This is a genomic window from Edaphobacter aggregans DSM 19364 (assembly GCF_000745965.1).
Taxonomy (GTDB): domain Bacteria; phylum Acidobacteriota; class Terriglobia; order Terriglobales; family Acidobacteriaceae; genus Edaphobacter; species Edaphobacter aggregans.
Genome location: NZ_KN050789.1, coordinates 100,278 through 116,998, shown reverse-complemented (window position 1 = coordinate 116,998; position 16,721 = coordinate 100,278). Strand labels below are relative to the sequence as shown.

Annotated in this window: 17 protein-coding genes; 14 read left to right on the top strand and 3 right to left on the bottom strand. The window is 64.2% G+C overall.

What is annotated here, in order from left to right; all coding sequences use genetic code 11:
* Positions 1-23 precede the first annotated feature (23 nt).
* The 5 genes from Q363_RS33550 to Q363_RS33530 are packed head-to-tail and all read left to right on the top strand — an operon-like array spanning position 24 to position 3,908.
* Positions 24-761 (top strand): cupredoxin domain-containing protein, encoded by a 738-nt coding sequence (locus tag Q363_RS33550; protein ID WP_035359250.1) that lies wholly within the window; start codon positions 24-26, stop codon positions 759-761.
* On the top strand, positions 758-2,560 hold the full coding sequence (locus Q363_RS33545; protein ID WP_084081020.1) for a cytochrome c oxidase subunit I: 1,803 nt from the start codon (positions 758-760) through the stop codon (positions 2,558-2,560). The genes Q363_RS33550 and Q363_RS33545 overlap by 4 nt, the downstream gene beginning before the upstream one ends.
* 34 nt (positions 2,561-2,594) lie before the next feature.
* The gene (locus Q363_RS33540; protein ID WP_035359246.1) at positions 2,595-3,371 is read left to right on the top strand and encodes a cytochrome c oxidase subunit 3; all 777 of its coding nucleotides are present in this window, start codon (positions 2,595-2,597) and stop codon (positions 3,369-3,371) included.
* Between the two features lie 7 nt (positions 3,372-3,378).
* The gene (locus Q363_RS33535) at positions 3,379-3,588 is read left to right on the top strand and encodes a hypothetical protein (RefSeq protein WP_035359245.1); all 210 of its coding nucleotides are present in this window, start codon (positions 3,379-3,381) and stop codon (positions 3,586-3,588) included.
* 50 nt (positions 3,589-3,638) lie between these two features.
* Positions 3,639-3,908, top strand: coding sequence for a hypothetical protein (locus Q363_RS33530; protein WP_035359243.1), 270 nt, complete (start codon positions 3,639-3,641; stop codon positions 3,906-3,908).
* Between the two features lie 53 nt (positions 3,909-3,961).
* Here Q363_RS33530 and Q363_RS37275 read toward each other — a convergent pair whose 3' ends face one another.
* Complete coding sequence (locus tag Q363_RS37275) at positions 3,962-5,752, bottom strand: tRNA nucleotidyltransferase/poly(A) polymerase family protein (protein ID WP_051979703.1); 1,791 nt, start codon at positions 5,750-5,752, stop codon at positions 3,962-3,964.
* 215 nt (positions 5,753-5,967) lie between these two features.
* Between Q363_RS37275 and Q363_RS33520 the strand changes: the two genes are divergently transcribed.
* The 8 genes from Q363_RS33520 (at position 5,968) to Q363_RS33485 (ending at position 13,495) form a co-directional block, all read left to right on the top strand.
* The gene (locus tag Q363_RS33520) at positions 5,968-6,543 is read left to right on the top strand and encodes a DUF6982 domain-containing protein (protein WP_035359241.1); all 576 of its coding nucleotides are present in this window, start codon (positions 5,968-5,970) and stop codon (positions 6,541-6,543) included.
* Positions 6,544-6,588: 45 nt separating this feature from the next.
* Positions 6,589-7,584, top strand: coding sequence for a UDP-3-O-(3-hydroxymyristoyl)glucosamine N-acyltransferase (gene lpxD / locus Q363_RS33515; RefSeq protein WP_035359239.1), 996 nt, complete (start codon positions 6,589-6,591; stop codon positions 7,582-7,584).
* A 109-nt stretch (positions 7,585-7,693) separates the two neighbouring features.
* Positions 7,694-8,467, top strand: a complete 774-nt coding sequence (locus Q363_RS33510) for a response regulator (protein WP_342667483.1) — start codon at positions 7,694-7,696, stop codon at positions 8,465-8,467.
* 242 nt (positions 8,468-8,709) lie between these two features.
* The gene (locus Q363_RS33505; protein ID WP_035359235.1) at positions 8,710-9,057 is read left to right on the top strand and encodes a phage tail family protein; all 348 of its coding nucleotides are present in this window, start codon (positions 8,710-8,712) and stop codon (positions 9,055-9,057) included.
* A gap of 73 nt (positions 9,058-9,130) precedes the next feature.
* Positions 9,131-10,135, top strand: coding sequence for an aldo/keto reductase (locus Q363_RS33500; protein WP_211256487.1), 1,005 nt, complete (start codon positions 9,131-9,133; stop codon positions 10,133-10,135).
* A gap of 112 nt (positions 10,136-10,247) precedes the next feature.
* Complete coding sequence (tmk, locus tag Q363_RS33495) at positions 10,248-10,922, top strand: dTMP kinase (RefSeq protein WP_035359232.1); 675 nt, start codon at positions 10,248-10,250, stop codon at positions 10,920-10,922.
* A gap of 6 nt (positions 10,923-10,928) precedes the next feature.
* Complete coding sequence (locus Q363_RS45170) at positions 10,929-12,443, top strand: cytochrome P450 (RefSeq protein ID WP_051979702.1); 1,515 nt, start codon at positions 10,929-10,931, stop codon at positions 12,441-12,443.
* A 158-nt stretch (positions 12,444-12,601) separates the two neighbouring features.
* A complete protein-coding gene (locus Q363_RS33485; protein ID WP_035359231.1) occupies positions 12,602-13,495 on the top strand; it encodes an SGNH/GDSL hydrolase family protein in 894 nt (297 codons plus the stop codon).
* A 62-nt stretch (positions 13,496-13,557) separates the two neighbouring features.
* Here the strand turns inward: Q363_RS33485 and Q363_RS33480 are convergent, their stop codons facing one another.
* Positions 13,558-14,187 (bottom strand): YbhB/YbcL family Raf kinase inhibitor-like protein, encoded by a 630-nt coding sequence (locus tag Q363_RS33480; RefSeq protein WP_035359386.1) that lies wholly within the window; start codon positions 14,185-14,187, stop codon positions 13,558-13,560.
* Positions 14,188-14,385: 198 nt separating this feature from the next.
* Here Q363_RS33480 and Q363_RS33475 point away from each other — a divergent pair, with 198 nt between their 5' ends.
* Positions 14,386-15,255: an aldo/keto reductase gene (locus Q363_RS33475; protein ID WP_035359228.1), complete on the top strand. Its 870-nt coding sequence runs from the start codon at positions 14,386-14,388 to the stop codon at positions 15,253-15,255.
* Between the two features lie 11 nt (positions 15,256-15,266).
* On the opposite strand, the gene Q363_RS33470 is transcribed toward Q363_RS33475, so the two are convergent.
* On the bottom strand, positions 15,267-16,715 hold the full coding sequence (locus tag Q363_RS33470) for a serine hydrolase (protein ID WP_084081019.1): 1,449 nt from the start codon (positions 16,713-16,715) through the stop codon (positions 15,267-15,269).
* Positions 16,716-16,721: the final 6 nt, after the last annotated feature.

Here is a 16,721-nt window from a genome sequence, read left to right as displayed (position 1 = left end):
GCGTTATCCTTGATGATGTGCCCTTGGCTCTTTATCTCACGGTCCTGCTGCCGCTCCTCCCGGCGGACGCCAGCGCGCACGGGCCTGCTCTTGACCATCATCTTCTCCTCAATCTCTGGATCATCCTCGCCCTCGCAGCGCTCGCACACGCCCTCCTTCTCGCGGGTCTAGCGCTCCGCCGATCCACCGAAGCCCGCCACCTCCTGACCATCGAGTACCTCCCTCTCGCTCTGCTCGCCGTCACCTTCACAGCCCTCGCCATCCACGCCGAGCGCCTCTGGGCCGCCACCCGCTACACCGGCGCCTCGCACGAGGCGATGCAGATCGAAGTCACCGGGCTTCAGTTCGCCTGGTACTTCCGTTACCCCGGCCCCGACGCCACCTTCGGCGTCACGCGCCCGCAGCTCGCCTCGCCCGGCGAGGGCAACCCCGTCGGCCTCGACCCCGCCGACCCGCACTCCCCCGACGACGTCGTCACCTCCGAGCTCGTCCTGCCCGCAAATCGCGAGGTCGATCTCACCCTCCGCGCGCAGGACGTCATCCACGGCTTCTCTGTCCCGGAGCTCCGCCTAAAACAGAACGCCGTCCCCGGTGAGTCCATCCACATCCACTTCACCCCCACCACGCCGGGAACCTACGCCATCCTCTGCACCCAGCTCTGCGGCCTCGGCCACTACCGCATGAACGCGAACCTCCGCGTGCTCCCCACCGACGACTTCCGCTCCTGGCTAGCCGCCAAAGAAAAGACCGCCCACCCATGACCCCTAACCCAAAGTCATCGAACCCGAAGTCGCCTAAGCAGGACCCTACTCCCTACTCCCTACCCCCTACTCCTTGCTTTTTGGACCATCGCACCATCGGCCGTCAGTACCTCGGGCTCGCGCTCATCGCCGTCACACTCGGCACGCTGCTCTCGCTGCTCATGCGCATTCACCTCGTCTGGCCGGACCTCTTCCGCAACCCACCCATACGGCCCGAAGACTACCTCGCCATCGTCACCCTGCACGGCACCATCATGCTCTTCTTCGTGCTAACGACCGCGCCGCAGTCCGGCTTCGGCAACCTCATCCTTCCGGCGCAGATCGGCACGCGCCACATGGCCTTCCCTCGCCTGAACGCCGCAGGCTTCTGGCTCACCGCGCTCGCGCTCCTCGTGCTCGTCGCCTCGCCCTTCGTCCCCGGAGGCACCGCAATCTCCGGCTGGACCGCCTACCCACCTCTGAGCGCCGTCGCCTCCGCTGGCCCCGGACAGGCGCTCGGCATGGACCTCTGGCTGGTCTCGATCGCGCTCTTCGCCATCGCCTCGACCATGAGCTCCATCAACACCCTCGTCACCATCGTTCGCCTGCGCTGCGAGGGCATGACCTGGGATCGCCTCCCCCTCACCGTCTGGGGATGGTTCACCGCCGCGCTGCTCAGCATCATCGCCTTCTCGGTGCTGCTCGCCGCGCTGCTGCTGCTCTTCTGCGACCGCCACGCCGGAACCAGCTTCTTCCTCCCCACCGGCAATCTGGTCAACGGAGTCCTCCACTCCGGCGGGGGCCCCGGCAATGGCTCCCCGCTCCTCTGGCTGCATCTGTTCTGGTTCTTCGGGCATCCCGAGGTCTACATCGCCATCCTGCCTGGCATGGGCCTTACCTCCATGGTGCTAGCCAACTTCAGCCACCGGCGCGTCTTCGGCTATCGACTGATGATCGCCACGACGCTCATGATCGGCTTCCTCGGAATCCTGCTCTGGGGACACCACATGTTCGTCGCCGGGCTGAACCCCTTCGCCAGCACGGCGTTCTCCGTTACCACTATCGCCATCGCGCTGCCCGCCTCGGCCAAGATCCTCAGCTGGACCGCCACCACCTGGCGCTCGCGCCCGCGCTACACCACAGCGATGCTCTTCTCCCTCGGCTTCGTCTCGCTCTTCATCACCGGAGGCCTCACCGGCCCCGTCCTCGCCCAGCCCATCCTCGACGAGTACCTGCACAACACCATGTTCGTCGTCGCGCACTTCCACCTCATCATGGCCATGGCCGGAGTCTTCGGCCTCTTCGCCGCCGCTTACTACTGGTTCCCCCTCCTCACCGCCGCGCCGGGACGACCCGGACGCCTCCTCTCCGAGCGCCTCGGACGGTGGCACTTCTGGCTCACGCTCCTCGGCGCCTACGCGACCTTCCTGCCCATGCACTTCACCGGTCTCGCCGGCGAGCCACGCCACTACGCCCAGCTCATGGGCATCCCCAACGCCGCCGGACGCATGCTCGCTGCCACCGTTCCTCTCAACCGCCACATCACCTACGCGGCGATCTTCCTGGCCTCCGCCCAGCTCCTCTTTCTCGTCAATCTGGCGCGAAGCCTCCGCCGAGGCGCCATCGCTCCGCCGAACCCCTGGCAGGCCACGACCCTCGAATGGCACCCCGCTTTACATCCCGAAGCCGCAGCATCTGCATCTGACGAAACAATCGCCGTCTATCGTCAGCCATGCGAATACCAAAGCTCCCCCTCCGGTGAGGTATCCTTTCTGCCTCAGTGGAGCGAGGACGCTGCCACGAACATCAAACCGGAGTAAGCTGTCTGTAGCGCGTCCGTGAGCGAGGCCGCCCATGCCATCGACTATCACCCCCATCAACACCGAGCGGGAGAAGAAGCGCCGGCCCGACGACCACGACAGTGGCCATGGACGCCGTCCACCAACCGACAAGCGCACCGGCGGCGGAGGCGGCGATAACGACAACTGGAACGACAAGCCCCAGGGTCGCCGCGGTCCGCGCGAAAAGCTAGGCCGCGCCCGCCTCGGACTCTTCTTCGGCCTCGCCGGCGACCTGATGTTCTTCATCGCCATCGTCAGCGCCTTCTTCGTCGCCCAGGGCACACACCACATCGACGCCTACAACCGTTATGTCAGCGAGTGGTTTCCCACCAACATCCCGCCCATCCTCTGGATCAACACCGCCGTCCTCCTTGTCAGCTCCGTCACGATGGAGATCGCGCGCCGCACCATGTTCGTCGAAAACGACGTCATGGACGAGTGGCTCGGCCTGGGCAAGCCGATCACCCGTCGCGCCCTGCCCTGGCTCACCGCCACCACGGCCCTCGGGCTCGTCTTCCTCACCGGGCAGTGGATGGCATGGAAGCAACTCGCCCTGCAGCACGTCTTCTTCCGCTCCAACCCCTCCAGTCACTTCTTCTACCTGATCACCTACACCCACGCCGCCCACCTCTTCCTCGGAATCGCAGCCCTCGCGGCCTCGCTCACCGGCCTCTATGCCTCGCGCCTGCTCGAAACCCGCCAGATTCTGGTCGACTGCACCGCCTGGTACTGGCACGCCATGGGGATGTTCTGGGTCTTCCTCTTCATCCTGCTGGCCTTCTTCCAGTAAGCCTGCGATGAAACGCCTCGCCCCCGCGCTCCTGCTCGCCACAGCCCTCGCGCTCCCCAGCCCGGCCCGCGCTCAGGGCTGTGCTCAGTGCCGAGACAACACCGCCGGAACCCCGCCCTCCACCCAGCGTGCCTACCGCCACGCCATCCTTCTGCTCACCCTCAGCGCCGGAGGACTCTTCGTCACAACCGTCACCCTGCTACGCCGCAACCGCTAGCTCGAAACGTCACCGCTTCGCTGCGGTACACTCATCCTCGAAAACGAGAGATGCCCCTGCCTGAACACAACCCGCATCCGCCCACCGGCCCCAGCCTCAAGCTTCTGTGGTTCCTCACAGCCTCCGTCTTCGTCGCTTCGCTGGTGGCTTCGATCAGCATGGTCGCCCTGACCATGAACTGGCTGCGTCTCAAGGGTCCCGACCTGCCCAACTGGTACAGCCCGGTAACCACGCTCAGCGAGTGGGGACTCACCCTAAGCTCCGTCGGCCTGCTCGTGCTAGCCGTCCTCACTATCCTCCGCAGCTACCGCAACAAATAGCTGAAGGCCCGCAGCGCCTGCGGGCCTTCAGTACCACCTCGTATCCCGACTCTCTACCGTTTCTTCTTGGCCACCTTGGCAGGAGCCTTCTTCGCTGCAACCTTCTTCGGCGGAGCCTTCTTCGCTGGCGCAGCCTTCTTCACCACCGGCTTCTTCGCTGCCACGGCCTTCTTCACCGGAGCAGATTTCTTTGCCGGAGCAGCAGCCTTCTTTGCCACGACCTTCTTCGGGGCAGCCGTCACGACCGCCTTCTTCGCAGGAGCCTTCTTTGCCGGCGGCGCCGCCTTCTTCGCAGGAACAGGAGCTTTCTTGACCGGTGCGGCAGCCTTCACCGGTGCAGCAGCCTTCTTCGCCAGCACCGCAGACTTCACCGGAGCAGCAGCCTTCGCTGGCGCTGCCTTCTTCGCCGCTGCCGCCGATGGAGCAGCCTTCTCGGCCGGCTGCGTCGCTTCGGCCGCACTCGTCTCCTCGCTCTCCCCTTCGGCAGCCGCGGCCTTCTTGCGGGCCTTCGACGGTTTGGCCTCCTTCCGAGCCGCGCGAGCGCGCCGCAGATGCACTGGCGGGGGCGGCGCTGGCGGCGAGTAGGGCTCAAGAAACGCCTTCTGCTGCTCGACCGTGCTCAGCTTGCCGTCCATCAGCTCAAAGAACAGCTTCTCCATCAGCTCGTCGTACTCTGGAAGCTCCGGAGTGATCCGCATCTCCTGCATCAGGGCATACGGAATCCTCTGCCGCGCCTGCGGCCAATCGGTATAGAAACTCTTCAGCTTGTTCTGCACCCCGGCAGACTTCACATGGTGCGCCACCCACAGCACAGCCTCCGGACGTGCCGAGTGCAGCAGCTTCCAGGCCTGCGACGGCGCCGCCGCCTCCTTGCTCGAAAGCTGCGCGGCAAACGCCTTGCCCTCTGCCTCCAGCGCCTCGATCTCGTCCACAAATCCCTGGCGCGCGAAGCTCTTCTTCAGAGCCGTCGCGTCCTTCGGAGCCATCTTCGCCGTCAGCAGCGGGAAGTTCGCCGCCGTCGCGTCGGCGTGGATGCCATGAATCTGCAGCTGGATCTGCGCCTCGCGCAGCTTGTCCAGCTCGGCAACGTTCGCCTTGCTCGAGGACACCAGAGGATTCAGATGCTTCATCCAGCCCTCGGCCTCGAGGCGTTTCAGCACCCGCAGGGGATCCTCCTCGTAGAAGATCTCCTCGGTCTCGTAGCCGTGCTGAGCCGCCGGCATCGCCGAGATGTACCCCTCTTCCTTGCCCGTCTCGTAACGGCTGCGCGTCCGCTCGTCCATCTGCCAGCCCAGCCGGGCCATAAACCGCACCGCCCGGATCATCCGGACCGGGTCCTCGATGAACCCGTAGTTGCTCACCAGCCGGAGCTCCCGGTTCTCGATATCGGCGACCCCGTTCAGCGGATCCATCAGCAGCCCGTACGACCCCTGGTTCAGCGACAGCGCCATCGCATTGGCGGTAAAGTCCCTCCGCCGCAGGTCATCCAGGATGGTCGCCGGCTTGTACACCGGCTTGCCCGGCTTCGGATAACTGGCCGAGAGCGTGCTCCCGATCTCCATCCGGACGCCGCCCGGAAACAGCACAAAAAACGACTGCGTCGCCTCCGACTCACCGGATATCTTGCCGCCAGATTTTTCTATATCTTTCTTTAGCTTAAGAGCATTTCCCTGAACCACTACATCCAGGTCCCGTACCGGGGAGCCGCTCGTCAGATCGCGCACCGCTCCGCCCACCAGGAAGCTGGTAAGCCCTTTTGAGCCAGCTATATCACGTACTTTCTTGAGCGCAGACTGCTGAGCCTCGGAGAGTCGGTGTTCCAGAAGATAGATGTAATCGGCCATACCTGTTGCAATCGCTCCAAGCCGGTCTTAAACGTCCTCCCGCCCGGCTCGCTCAGCATAAGCTGCGGGGAATCAGTCGTTTAGAAACGCATCCCAATGGGACACAAAAGCTGAATGTAACACAGCGTTGGCAAATTGACTACTCTGGACGCAGCTTTTCCTCTTCGCCGCCCTCATGGCGTGCGACAATCCGCCCGAAGGAGCACGGAAGAACCATGTCTTCGGCGCACAAAAAGGTCATCGTCCGCCGCTTCCTGGGAGACACCCTCCCTGGCTACCTGCCCCTCTCCGGCTTCGTCCGCACCCGCGCCTCCGAAAAGGATCGCGTCGTCGACCTGCTCGACCTCTCCGGCCGGGTCGTCTCAATCCCTCTCTCTGAAATCAAGCACATCTGCTACGTCCGCGACTTCAACCTCAACGATCCGGCAAACCCCGAACGCCTCACCCGCCGCACCTTCCTCGCCCGCCCCCGAACCGAAGGCCTCTGGCTCCGCCTCACCTTCCGAGGCCAATCCAGCCCCTCCGCCGAGCCCGAACTCTTCGAAGGTCTCGCTCCCCTCGACATCACCCTCGTCGACGACATCCTCAACGATGCCGGCCTCTTCCTGATCCCGCCCGACATCCGCTCCAACACCCAGCGCATCTACATCCCCCGCGCCGCCATCTCCGAACTGCAGCTCCTCGCCGTTATCACCACCCCCTCCCGCAAGAAGCCCGCCCCCGCCGCCTCAGTTCCCTCCCTCCAGGAAGACCTCTTCCGTACCCTGCCTCCAAACGCAAAGCCCAACTAACAACCTGCAACCAGCAACTTCCTCTGCTCCTATAAAATCTGCTCCATGAAGCTCGCCGATCTAGCCCATCATCTCGGAGCCACCCTCCAGGGCGACCCCGCCGCCGCCATCACGGGAGTCGCCGCCATCGAGACCGCGGGCCCCGGCGAGCTGACCTTCGTCGCCAACCCGAAGTATGCCTCCCTCGCTCGAACCACCCAGGCCGCCGCCGTCCTCGTCGAGCCCGCATTCCCTGAGATCTCCGCCGCCACTCTCCGGATCGAAAACCCCTACCTCGCCTTCGCCCACGCCATCGAGCTTTTTTATCAGCCTCCTGCCTACGCCCCCGGCATCCATCCCACCGCCGTCATCGCCCCCACAGCCAGGCTCGGTGCCGACCCACACATCGGCGCTTACGCTGTGATAGGCGACCACGTCACCCTCGGCGATCACGCCGTCATCCTCCCCCACGTCGTGCTTTATCCCCACGTCCGCGCCGGCGATAACTTCTTCGCCCACGCCCACGCCGTTGTCCGCGAGTACTGCCAACTCGGCGACAACATTGTCCTTCAGAACGGAGCCATCATCGGCGCCGACGGCTTCGGCTTCGCAAAACAAGCCGATGGAAGCTGGTACAAGATTTTGCAATCCGGCCCCGCCATCCTCGAAGATAACGTCGAGGTCCAGGCCAACGCCTGCGTCGACCGCGCCTCCATCGGCGAGACCCGGATCCGCTCCGGCGCCAAGATCGACAACCTCGTCCAGGTTGGCCACGGCTCCACCGTCGGCGAGAACACCCTGCTCTGCGCCCAGGTCGGCCTCGCCGGCTCAACCACGGTCGGAAAAGGGGTTATCCTCGCCGGGCAGGTCGGCGTCGCTGGCCACTGCACAGTCGGCGACGGCGTCATCGCCACCGCCCAGAGTGGAATCCCCGGAGACGTCGAGCCCGGCAAGGTCGTTAGCGGCTACCCCGCGATCGACAACCGCCAGTGGCTCCGCTCTGTGGCCCTCGTCAATCGCCTTCCCGAACTGCTTCGCAGCCTCAAGGCCTCCACAAAGTAAATAATCCATCCCAAACAAAAAATTAGGCTCCCGCCACCGGTGACCTTACACTCGGCGTGTGCATCCAACTGCCTAAACGATGTCCGAGCCAACTGACAGCGGCGGTGGTGTGTCCACTGAGACCCAGAGCGTTCGCGTCCTCCTTCTCGACGACGAACCGGCCAACCTGCATCTCCGCACAGCCATCCTCCGCAAGCACGGCTACCACTGCATCCCCGCCTCCACCATCGAGGAGGCAACCGAGGTCTTCAACAACATCGACATCGCCGTGCTGGACTACCATCTCGGTTCCGGGCAGTTCGGCACCGAGGTCGCGTCCGACCTCCGCCGCCGTCGCCCGCACGTCCCGATCATCATCCTCTCCGCCACGCTCGAGCGGCACTTCGGCGGCGCCGAGGACATGCACCTGCTCAAAGGCTACAGCTCCGTCGACGATCTCCTCGCTGCCCTCAGCGCACTCGAGGCCAAGCGCCGCGGCTCCCCCGTCGTCGTTGACGCACGCGACTTCTTCTACTCCCGCATCTCGCTCGCCCTCGGCACCGACGTGCTCGTCCAGATCTTCGACGATCACGGCGTCTGGCTGCACTGCAACGACGCCGCCGCTGAGTACCTCGGCCAGCCCCGCGACTGGTTCCCCGGACGCTGCGTCTTCGACGAGATGCCAACCCTCATGCGCGACTGGCGCGACGTCCTCCGCACCGTCGCCCTCACCCGCGAGACCTACATCGACCGCACCCGCCGCGGCCTGCTCGCGTTGCCCAAGACCGGCGAGCTCAACATCACATGGAGCGTCCTCGCCTTCCCCATCACCCTCCACGACAACCGCTCCGGAGTCGTCCTCACCGCCCGCATCCTCGAACGCACGTCCCCGCTCTGTGCCTGAAGTGTCACAAGAACTACCGTCATGCCCCAAAGCACCGTCATTCTGAGCCGAAGGCGAAGAACCCCCGCATTTTGTCAGCTTAGCCACTACTCTCCGCATCCCCAAGGAATTGTCATCCTGAGCGAAGCGCGTAGCGCGAAGTCGAAGAGCTTGCCCTGAGCGAAGCCGAATGGGATCTTCGGTTCGCTCTCGGCGCTTCAAAAACGGCTCCTATCCGCACACCTGCTACCCTAAAAACCTGTATGCGTCTGCTCCGCACCCTGGCTCTCCTTCCCACACTCGCCCTCACCGCCTGCCACTCCGCCTTCGTCACCGCCACCATCCAGAACCGCACCCCGCAACCCATCCAGCTCATCGAGGTCGAATACCCCAGCGCCAGCTTCGGAACCCAGTCCCTCGCTCCCGGCGCCGACTTTCACTACCGCTTCAAAGTCCTCGGCGAGGGCAAGCTCAAGCTCATCTACACCGACTCCGCGCATCAGCAGAAGAAGTTCGAAGGTCCCCTGCTCAAAGAAGGAGCCGAAGGCCCGCTGACCATCACCATCGTCCCCAACGACGTTCAGTGGCATAACGGCACGCACATCCGCTAAGCAGATCGCGCCAAACTACTGGCAGATCGCGCCAAACCGAAACAATCCACATATCTGAGCCATCTAACCCTTCATGAGCATGCAAAAGGTTAAGCTTGGTTCACAAGGCGCAGTCGTCTCCCGCATGGGACTCGGCTGCATGGGTATGAGCGAGTTCTATGGTGACCGCAATGACGAGGAGTCCGCGGCAACCATCCTCCGCGCGCTCGACCTCGGCATCAACTTCCTCGACACCGCAGACGCCTACGGCATCGGCGACAACGAAGAGCTCGTCGGCCGCACCATCAAACCGCGCCGCGACGAGGTCTTCCTCGCCACCAAGTTCACTTACATCCGCAAGAAAGACGACCCCACCTACTGGGGGGTCTCCGGCGACCCGGCCTACGTCAAGTCCGCCTGCGATGCCTCACTCAAGCGCCTCGGCATCGACCACATCGACCTCTACTACCAGCACCGCGTCGACCCCAACGTCCCCATCGAGGACACCGTCGGAGCCATGGCCGACCTCGTCAAGGCCGGCAAGGTGAAGTACCTCGGACTCTCCGAGGCTTCCGCCGCCACCATCCGCCGCGCCCACAAGGTCCACCCCATCACCGCGCTGCAGTCCGAGTACTCCCTCTGGGAGCGTCCCATCGAAGCTGAGATTCTCCCCACGCTGCGCGAACTGGGCATCGGCTTCGTCCCCTACTCTCCGCTCGGCCGAGGCTTCCTTACCGGCACCATCACCAGCACGAGCGACCTCGACAGCAGCGACTCTCGCGCGCAGCGCTTTCCGCGCTTTGCCGGCGAGAACTTCGACAAGAACCAGCTCCTCGTCGATCGCGTCCGTGCCATCGCGGTCCGCCGCGGAGCCACGCCCGGCCAGCTCGCGCTCGCCTGGGTCCTCGCCAAAGGCGAAGATCTCATCCCCATCCCCGGCACCAAGCGCCGCAAATATCTGGAGGAGAACGCCGCAGCAGCCGACATCAAACTCTCACCAGCCGAAGTAGCCGAGTTGGAAGCCGCCTTTCCTGAGGCCGAAGTCGCCGGCGCCCGCTACACCGAAGCCAACCTGCAACGCATCGACCGATCGGCATAAGCATCAATCCACGCCGGATGACCATCTTCGCGACGGCTTTATCGTCGCTAAGGTGGGACATTCACGCAAAGCGCGAACCGTTTCATCCGCCGCGGTGCATTATCCTGTCTCCATGCAGCGCGGTTACTTCATCACCTTTGAGGGCCTTGACGGCTCCGGCAAGACCACACAGCTCCGCAGGCTCGCCGCCTGGCTTGAATCCGAAGGCCATACCGTCGTCACCCTCCGCCAGCCCGGAGGCACCACGCTCGGCGATCGCATCCGCTCCATCCTGCTCGACTCGCGCTCCGAGGCAACCCTCGGCCCCATCGCTCCGCTCGCCGAGATGGCCCTGATGTTCGCCGACCGCGCCCAGTCCATCCACGAGATCATCCTTCCCGCGCTCGTCGCCGGTCACATCGTCCTCTGCGATCGCTACACCGACTCCTCCGAGGCGTACCAGGGCGCCGGGCGCCAGCTCGGAAGCGAGCGCATCCTCGCGATGCACCGCGCCGTCTGCAACAACCTCCAACCCGACCTCACCCTCCTGCTGCTCCCCTCGCTCGATGCATCGCTTCACCGCGCTCGCCGCCGCAACCTGCGCACCACCCAGCAGAAGGGCACCGACGAAGGCCGCTTCGAGCGCGAGGACGACGGCTTCTACCGCCGCATCTACCAGGCCTACGAGACGATCGCCGCGCGCGAACCCCAGCGCGTCGCCGCCATCCGCGACGATGCCGGGATCGAAGACATCCAGGCCCGCATCCGACAGATCGTCGCCGCCCGCATCGCTGCCCCCGTCATCTAACGCTCCATGAGCAGCGACTGGAACCTCCCCCCGGGCCTTCCGCACTCGCTGCAGTTCTACGCCGTCAAACCCTGGGTCAAGCTCGGCGAACCCATCCTCCTCTTCGAGCACCTCCACCGCACCTACGGCTCCATGGCCCACTACCGCTTCATGGGCACGCCCATCATCTTCATCAACGAGCCCGACTACATCCGCGAGGTCCTCGTCACCCAGGCCGCCTCCTTCGTCAAGGAGCGCACCGTCCGCCGCATGAAGATCCTCCTCGGCGAAGGCCTCATCACCTCCGACGACCCCATCCACATCCGCCAGCGCCGCATCGTCGCCCCCGCCTTCCATCGCCAGCGCATCGCCGCCTACGCCGACGAGATCGTCTCGAGCGCGCAGCACCACTCCGCGAACTGGAAACCCGGCTCGACCATCGACATCTCCGCCGCCATGATGGCCCTCTCGCTCGAGATCGTCGCCCGCACCCTCTTCGACACCGAGGTCACCGACGACATCCGACGCATCAACGACGAGGTCAACACCATCATGGACCTCTACAACTTCCTCGTCGCCTTCCCCCGCATGGAGAGCTTCCTCCACCTCCCCATCCCCGGCATCATGAAGTTCCGCCGCTCCCGCACCCGCCTCGACGCCGTCGTTCAGCGCCTCATCGCCGAGCGCCGCGCCGAGTTCGCTTCCCAGCGCTCCAACCTCCAGGACCGCGGCGACGTCCTCTCCATGCTCATCCGCTCCCGCGACGAAGACGGCTCCGTGCTCTCCGACGAGCAGGTCCGCGACGAGGTCCTCACCATCTTCCTCGCGGGCTACGAGACCACCGCCAACGCCCTCGCCTGGACCTGGTACCTCCTCTCCCAAAACCCCGAAGCCGAAGCCAAACTCCACGCCGAACTAGACGCCGTCCTCGGCACCCCAGTAGCCGTCACAAATGAAGTTTCATCCCGACCGGAGCGCAGCGAAGTGGAGGGATCTGCGGTTCAAACAGCCACAGAACCGGGTACCCCACGTCTCGCTTCTGAGACGTGGGATTCACCGCCACAAAACTCTACCCAAACCCACCGCCTCCCCACCCTCGCCGACTACCCGCAACTCCGCTACACCGAGCAGGTCTTCGCCGAGTCCATGCGCCTCTACCCACCCGCCTGGGCCATGGGCCGCATGTCCACCCAGCCCGTCACCCTCGGCCCCTGGCGCATCCCGCCCGGCGCGCACTTCTTCATGAGCCAGTACATGATCAGCCGCACCCCCGAGTTCTACCCCGACCCGCTCCGCTTCGACCCCGACCGCTTCACCCCCGAAGCCAAAGCCGAGCGCCCCCGCTTCGCCTACTTCCCCTTCGGCGCCGGCTCGCGCCAGTGCATCGGCGAGTCCTTCGCCTGGATGGAAGGCGTCCTCGCCATCGCCACCATCGCCTCGCGCTGGCGCATGGAGTACCTCGGCTCCGCCGCACCCATCCCGCAGGCCAAGATTACCCTTCGCCCCCGCGACCCCATGCTGATGCGCCTCATCCCGCGATAAGCATCCGGTGAATCCTCGCTTCTCCCATTGACACCCGCCAAAACCGGTTGCTAACGTTCCGTCTCATTCTCGAAAGACACTGCGCCGTCAGCAGCCGAACCTCCAGTCGATCACGCAATCGGGCCCCCGGAATCCAATCCACCCCAGGAGAGTTCCGCATGTCGATCCGAACCGTTTCATGCGTCATCACGATTGTCCTCCTCCTCGCCTCCCAACCCATCGCGGCCAACGCCACCGCAGCAGCCTACGACGCCATCTTTGTATTCGGCGACAGCTACTGCGATGTAGGAAACGTCTTCATCGTTACCGGAGGAGCCAGACCCGCCGCACCCTACTTCAACGGCCGCTTCTCCGACGGCCCCCTCTGGGTCGATCACATCGCCAGCGCGCGCAACCTTCCCATCGCCCCCGCGCTCGCCGGGGGAACCGACTACGCCTTCGGCGGAGCCCATGTCACCGGCCCCGTCCCCACGCCTTTTGGGAACATCCCCAGCGTACCCCAGCAGGTGCTGCTCTACCTCAGCCAGCACGGCGGCAAGGCCGACCCCAACGCTCTCTACATCATCGAAGGCGGAGGCGACGACATCGTCGACGCCGCCGGCGTCGGATCCCCGCAACAGCTAGGCTTCCAGATCGCCCTCGGCATCTCCACCGCAGAGCTGCTCCTCCGCCGCGCCGGCGCGAAAAACTTCCTCATCCCGAACCTCTTCGACATCAGCATCCTTCCTGTCGCCAAACCCAACGCAGCCTTCGCCCATCAGGCCACGCTCGCCGCTAACAAGTCCCTCGACGACCTCCTCTTCGTCGAGCAACTCCTGCAGGGCATCCGGATTCGACGCATCAACGCCTTCACCCTCTTCCAGTCCGTCGTCGCCGACGCAACCCACTTCGGCTTCGTCGACATCACCACACCCTGCTTCGACGGTGTGAATCCTCCCTGCGCCGATCCCGACCACCGGCTCTTCTGGGACGACTTACACCCCACCGTCTTCGGCCACTCCTTCTTCGCCGTCCTCGTTGAGGCCGCACTCTCGCAATCAATTCATAACTGAATGAGTAACAAATACAAACGGGCTCCGGCACAACACCGGAGCCCGTCGCGCAAAGCGTCCCTCTAAACCCTGACGCGAGGATTCAGCGAGTACAACCCTGTAATCTTCTCCTCATCCAGCACGTGCCCCTTGAGCGCCGCCAGCACATTCTCCCCCGTCGGCTCACCCTTCACGTCCAGCGTATCCACATCCAGCGCATACACCGTGAAGACATAGTGGTGCACGATCGCGTCGTTCCACGGAGGGCAAGGCCCGTCGTACCCGTAGTAGTCGCCCTTCATCTGCTCGTCGCCCGCAAACCACCCGGTATAGGTGTTGATGCCATGCCGGAAGCCGCCCGGAGCCTCAGGCCCCTTCTTCCCTCGCGGAGTCACCCCGTCGCTCTGGTTTCCCGGCGCAATCTCCCGCGTCGAGGCCGGAATCCCCCACAGCAACCAGTGATAGAAGTTCACCCGCGGCAGATCCGCCGGAACCCCCCTGCCCTCCTTGTTCACGTCATCGCCCTTGCTCGGCACATCCGGGTCGTGGCACACGATCGCGAACGACCTCGTACCCTCCGGCGCCTCGGTCCACGACAGGTGCGGATTGCGGTTCTTGCTAAGCGCCACATGACTCACCGGATCCATCTCCGCAAAGCAAAACTCACCCGGGATCGGCCCGCCGTCACGAAAACTCTCACTCTTCAATTGCATGTCAAAAATCTCCTCCACGTTCGATGAACGTGCTTCCTCAGTATGAAGCCTTTGCGCCATCGTTCAAGAACCCCCGCATTTCACCCGGAGCGCCACGAAATCACAGGCGCGAGAAGACAACTCTCATACGCCACCCATTGTGCACCACTGGCCCAAATGCATCCGCAGGCGTATCCTAGCTCCCAAGTGAGGTGCCGCATGCTGAGAAGAGACTTTCTTCGCCGCACAGCCAAGGGACTCGGAGCCGCTTGGCTCGCATCCAACTCCCCCGGCGCCACGCTCGCCCTCCAGCCCCTTCCGCAAAAGATCACCGCGCACGACGAGGTCACGCTCGGCAAGACCGGCATCCGCACCTCGCGCCTCGCCATGGGAACCGGAACCGTCGGCTTCGGAGGCTCCTCCAACCAGGTCCGCCTCGGCAACAGCCCCTTCACCCGCCTTCTCCTCGACGGCTACCACTCCAACGGCCTCAACTTCTTCGATACCGCCGACTCCTACGGCTCGCACCCCACCGTCGCCGCCGCCGTCAAGCAGCTACCCCGCGACAAGGTCGTCGTCATGACCAAGACCGACAACCGCGACGCTGAAGGCGTCCGCCGCGACCTCGAGCGCTTCCGCCGCGAGCTAGGCACCGACTACATCGACATCGTCCTCGTCCACTGCGCCATCGCCGGCGACTGGACCACACGCTACCGCGGCGTCATGGACGTGCTGAGCGAAGCGAAACAAAAGGGCGTCATCCGCGCCCACGGCGTCTCCTGCCACTCCATCCAGGCCCTCCGCGCCGCCGCAGCCTCGCCCTGGGTCGAGGTCGACCTCGTCCGCCTCAACCCCATCGGCTCCCACATGGACGCAGACCCCTCCACCGTCATCAAGGTCATCCAGCAGATGCGCGCCGACGGCAAGGGAATCATCGGCATGAAGATCCTCGGCCAGGGCGACCTCCGCGACCGCCCCGCCGAGGCCATACGCTACGCCCTCTCCACCGGAGTCCTCGACGCCATGACCATCGGCGCCGAGTCCCGCAAAGAGCAGGACGACCTCACACAAAAGATCGCCGCCGCGTAGGCTCGCCACGCCTACTTCTTCAGGCCCTTCAGGTCACGTCCACCCTGGTGAAGCACCAGACCCGTCACCTGTCCCTTGTCGTCCTTCACAAACTCGATCTCCGCATTCATCGCCTTCGGAAACACCTTCGTCTCCGACTCCGCGTACACGCGCATCTTATCGTTCGGATTCGATTGTGCATACATCATGTCGCCATCCATCGTAAAGGTAAGGCTGAACCTCGGCAGCAACTCATACGTCCCCACATACTGCGCCAGAACCTTCGGGTCTACTTTCACCTCGCTTCGCACCACCGGCTTGAAGTCCGGCCATCCGTACTCCGCGGCGATGCTCTTCATCAACGCATCCGCAAGCCGCGACCCTCCCTGCGCATTCGTCATCACCACCGCGCCATCACCGTGCCCCTCATACCCTACGAACAGCGCCTCGAACCCCGCGTTCACGCCACCATGTTGGAAGTACTGATCTCCAGGCTTCCCACCAATCTGCAATCCCAATCCCCACCTTCCCATGCCCGGCATCATCATCTCCTTCGTCATCGCCTCGCTCAGTACATGATTCGCGTTGCTCTGCAGCGACCGCTGATTCTCGATGATGTACTTCGCCAGATCGGTCGCCGTCGTCCACAGCCCCGCCGCCGCCATCTCCGGATACGTATGCGCCCCTCCCTTCACCGGCGTTCCATCTGCGTTGTAAGGAACAGCCGCAGGCCCCATCGCTTCCGGCCGCGGCTGCTCGTACGTGCTATGCGTCATCCCTATCGGCGCCAGCACCAGATCGTGCATCACCTTGGGAAACGTCTCTCCCGTCGCATCCACCACCATCGTCTGCATAATCGTGTATCCACCGCCGGAGTAGTTCCACTTCGTCCCCGGCTCCGTCTCAATCCGGATCGCCGCCGTGTTCGCCGGCTTCTCTCCATTCAGCACCTGCACCAACGTAGCGACAGCCTCGCCCTGCGCATAGCCGGGAAAACCGTGCACTGTCGTCCCTCCTGTATGCATCAGCAGCTCCTGCAGCGTCACCGTCTTCCCCTTCGCAGCCTCACTCGACGGCAGCTTCCACTCCTTCAGCTCTGTGTTGACATCTGCATCCAGCGACAGCTTCTTCTGCTCCACCAGCTTCAAAGCAGCCATCGCCGCCACCGGCTTGCTGATCGACCCAGCCTGAAACATCGTATCCGCCGTCACCGCCGGACCACCCACACTCGCCACACCAACCCCCCGCGCCCACTCGATCTTCCCGTCGTGAACCACAGCAATGCTCACACCCGGAACGTGATACTGAGCCATTCGCTCTTTCAGCCCGACGCAGGGCTCTCCCTCAGCCATCACCGCCTCGCGCACGCACGACGTTATCTTGTCGATATGCCGCTGCACCTCAGGCGAAACACTCTGCGCCAATCCAGCACGCGTATTCCACGCGCCCATCAAAACAGCCGCGGCAAGCAGTCTTCTCATCAGCAC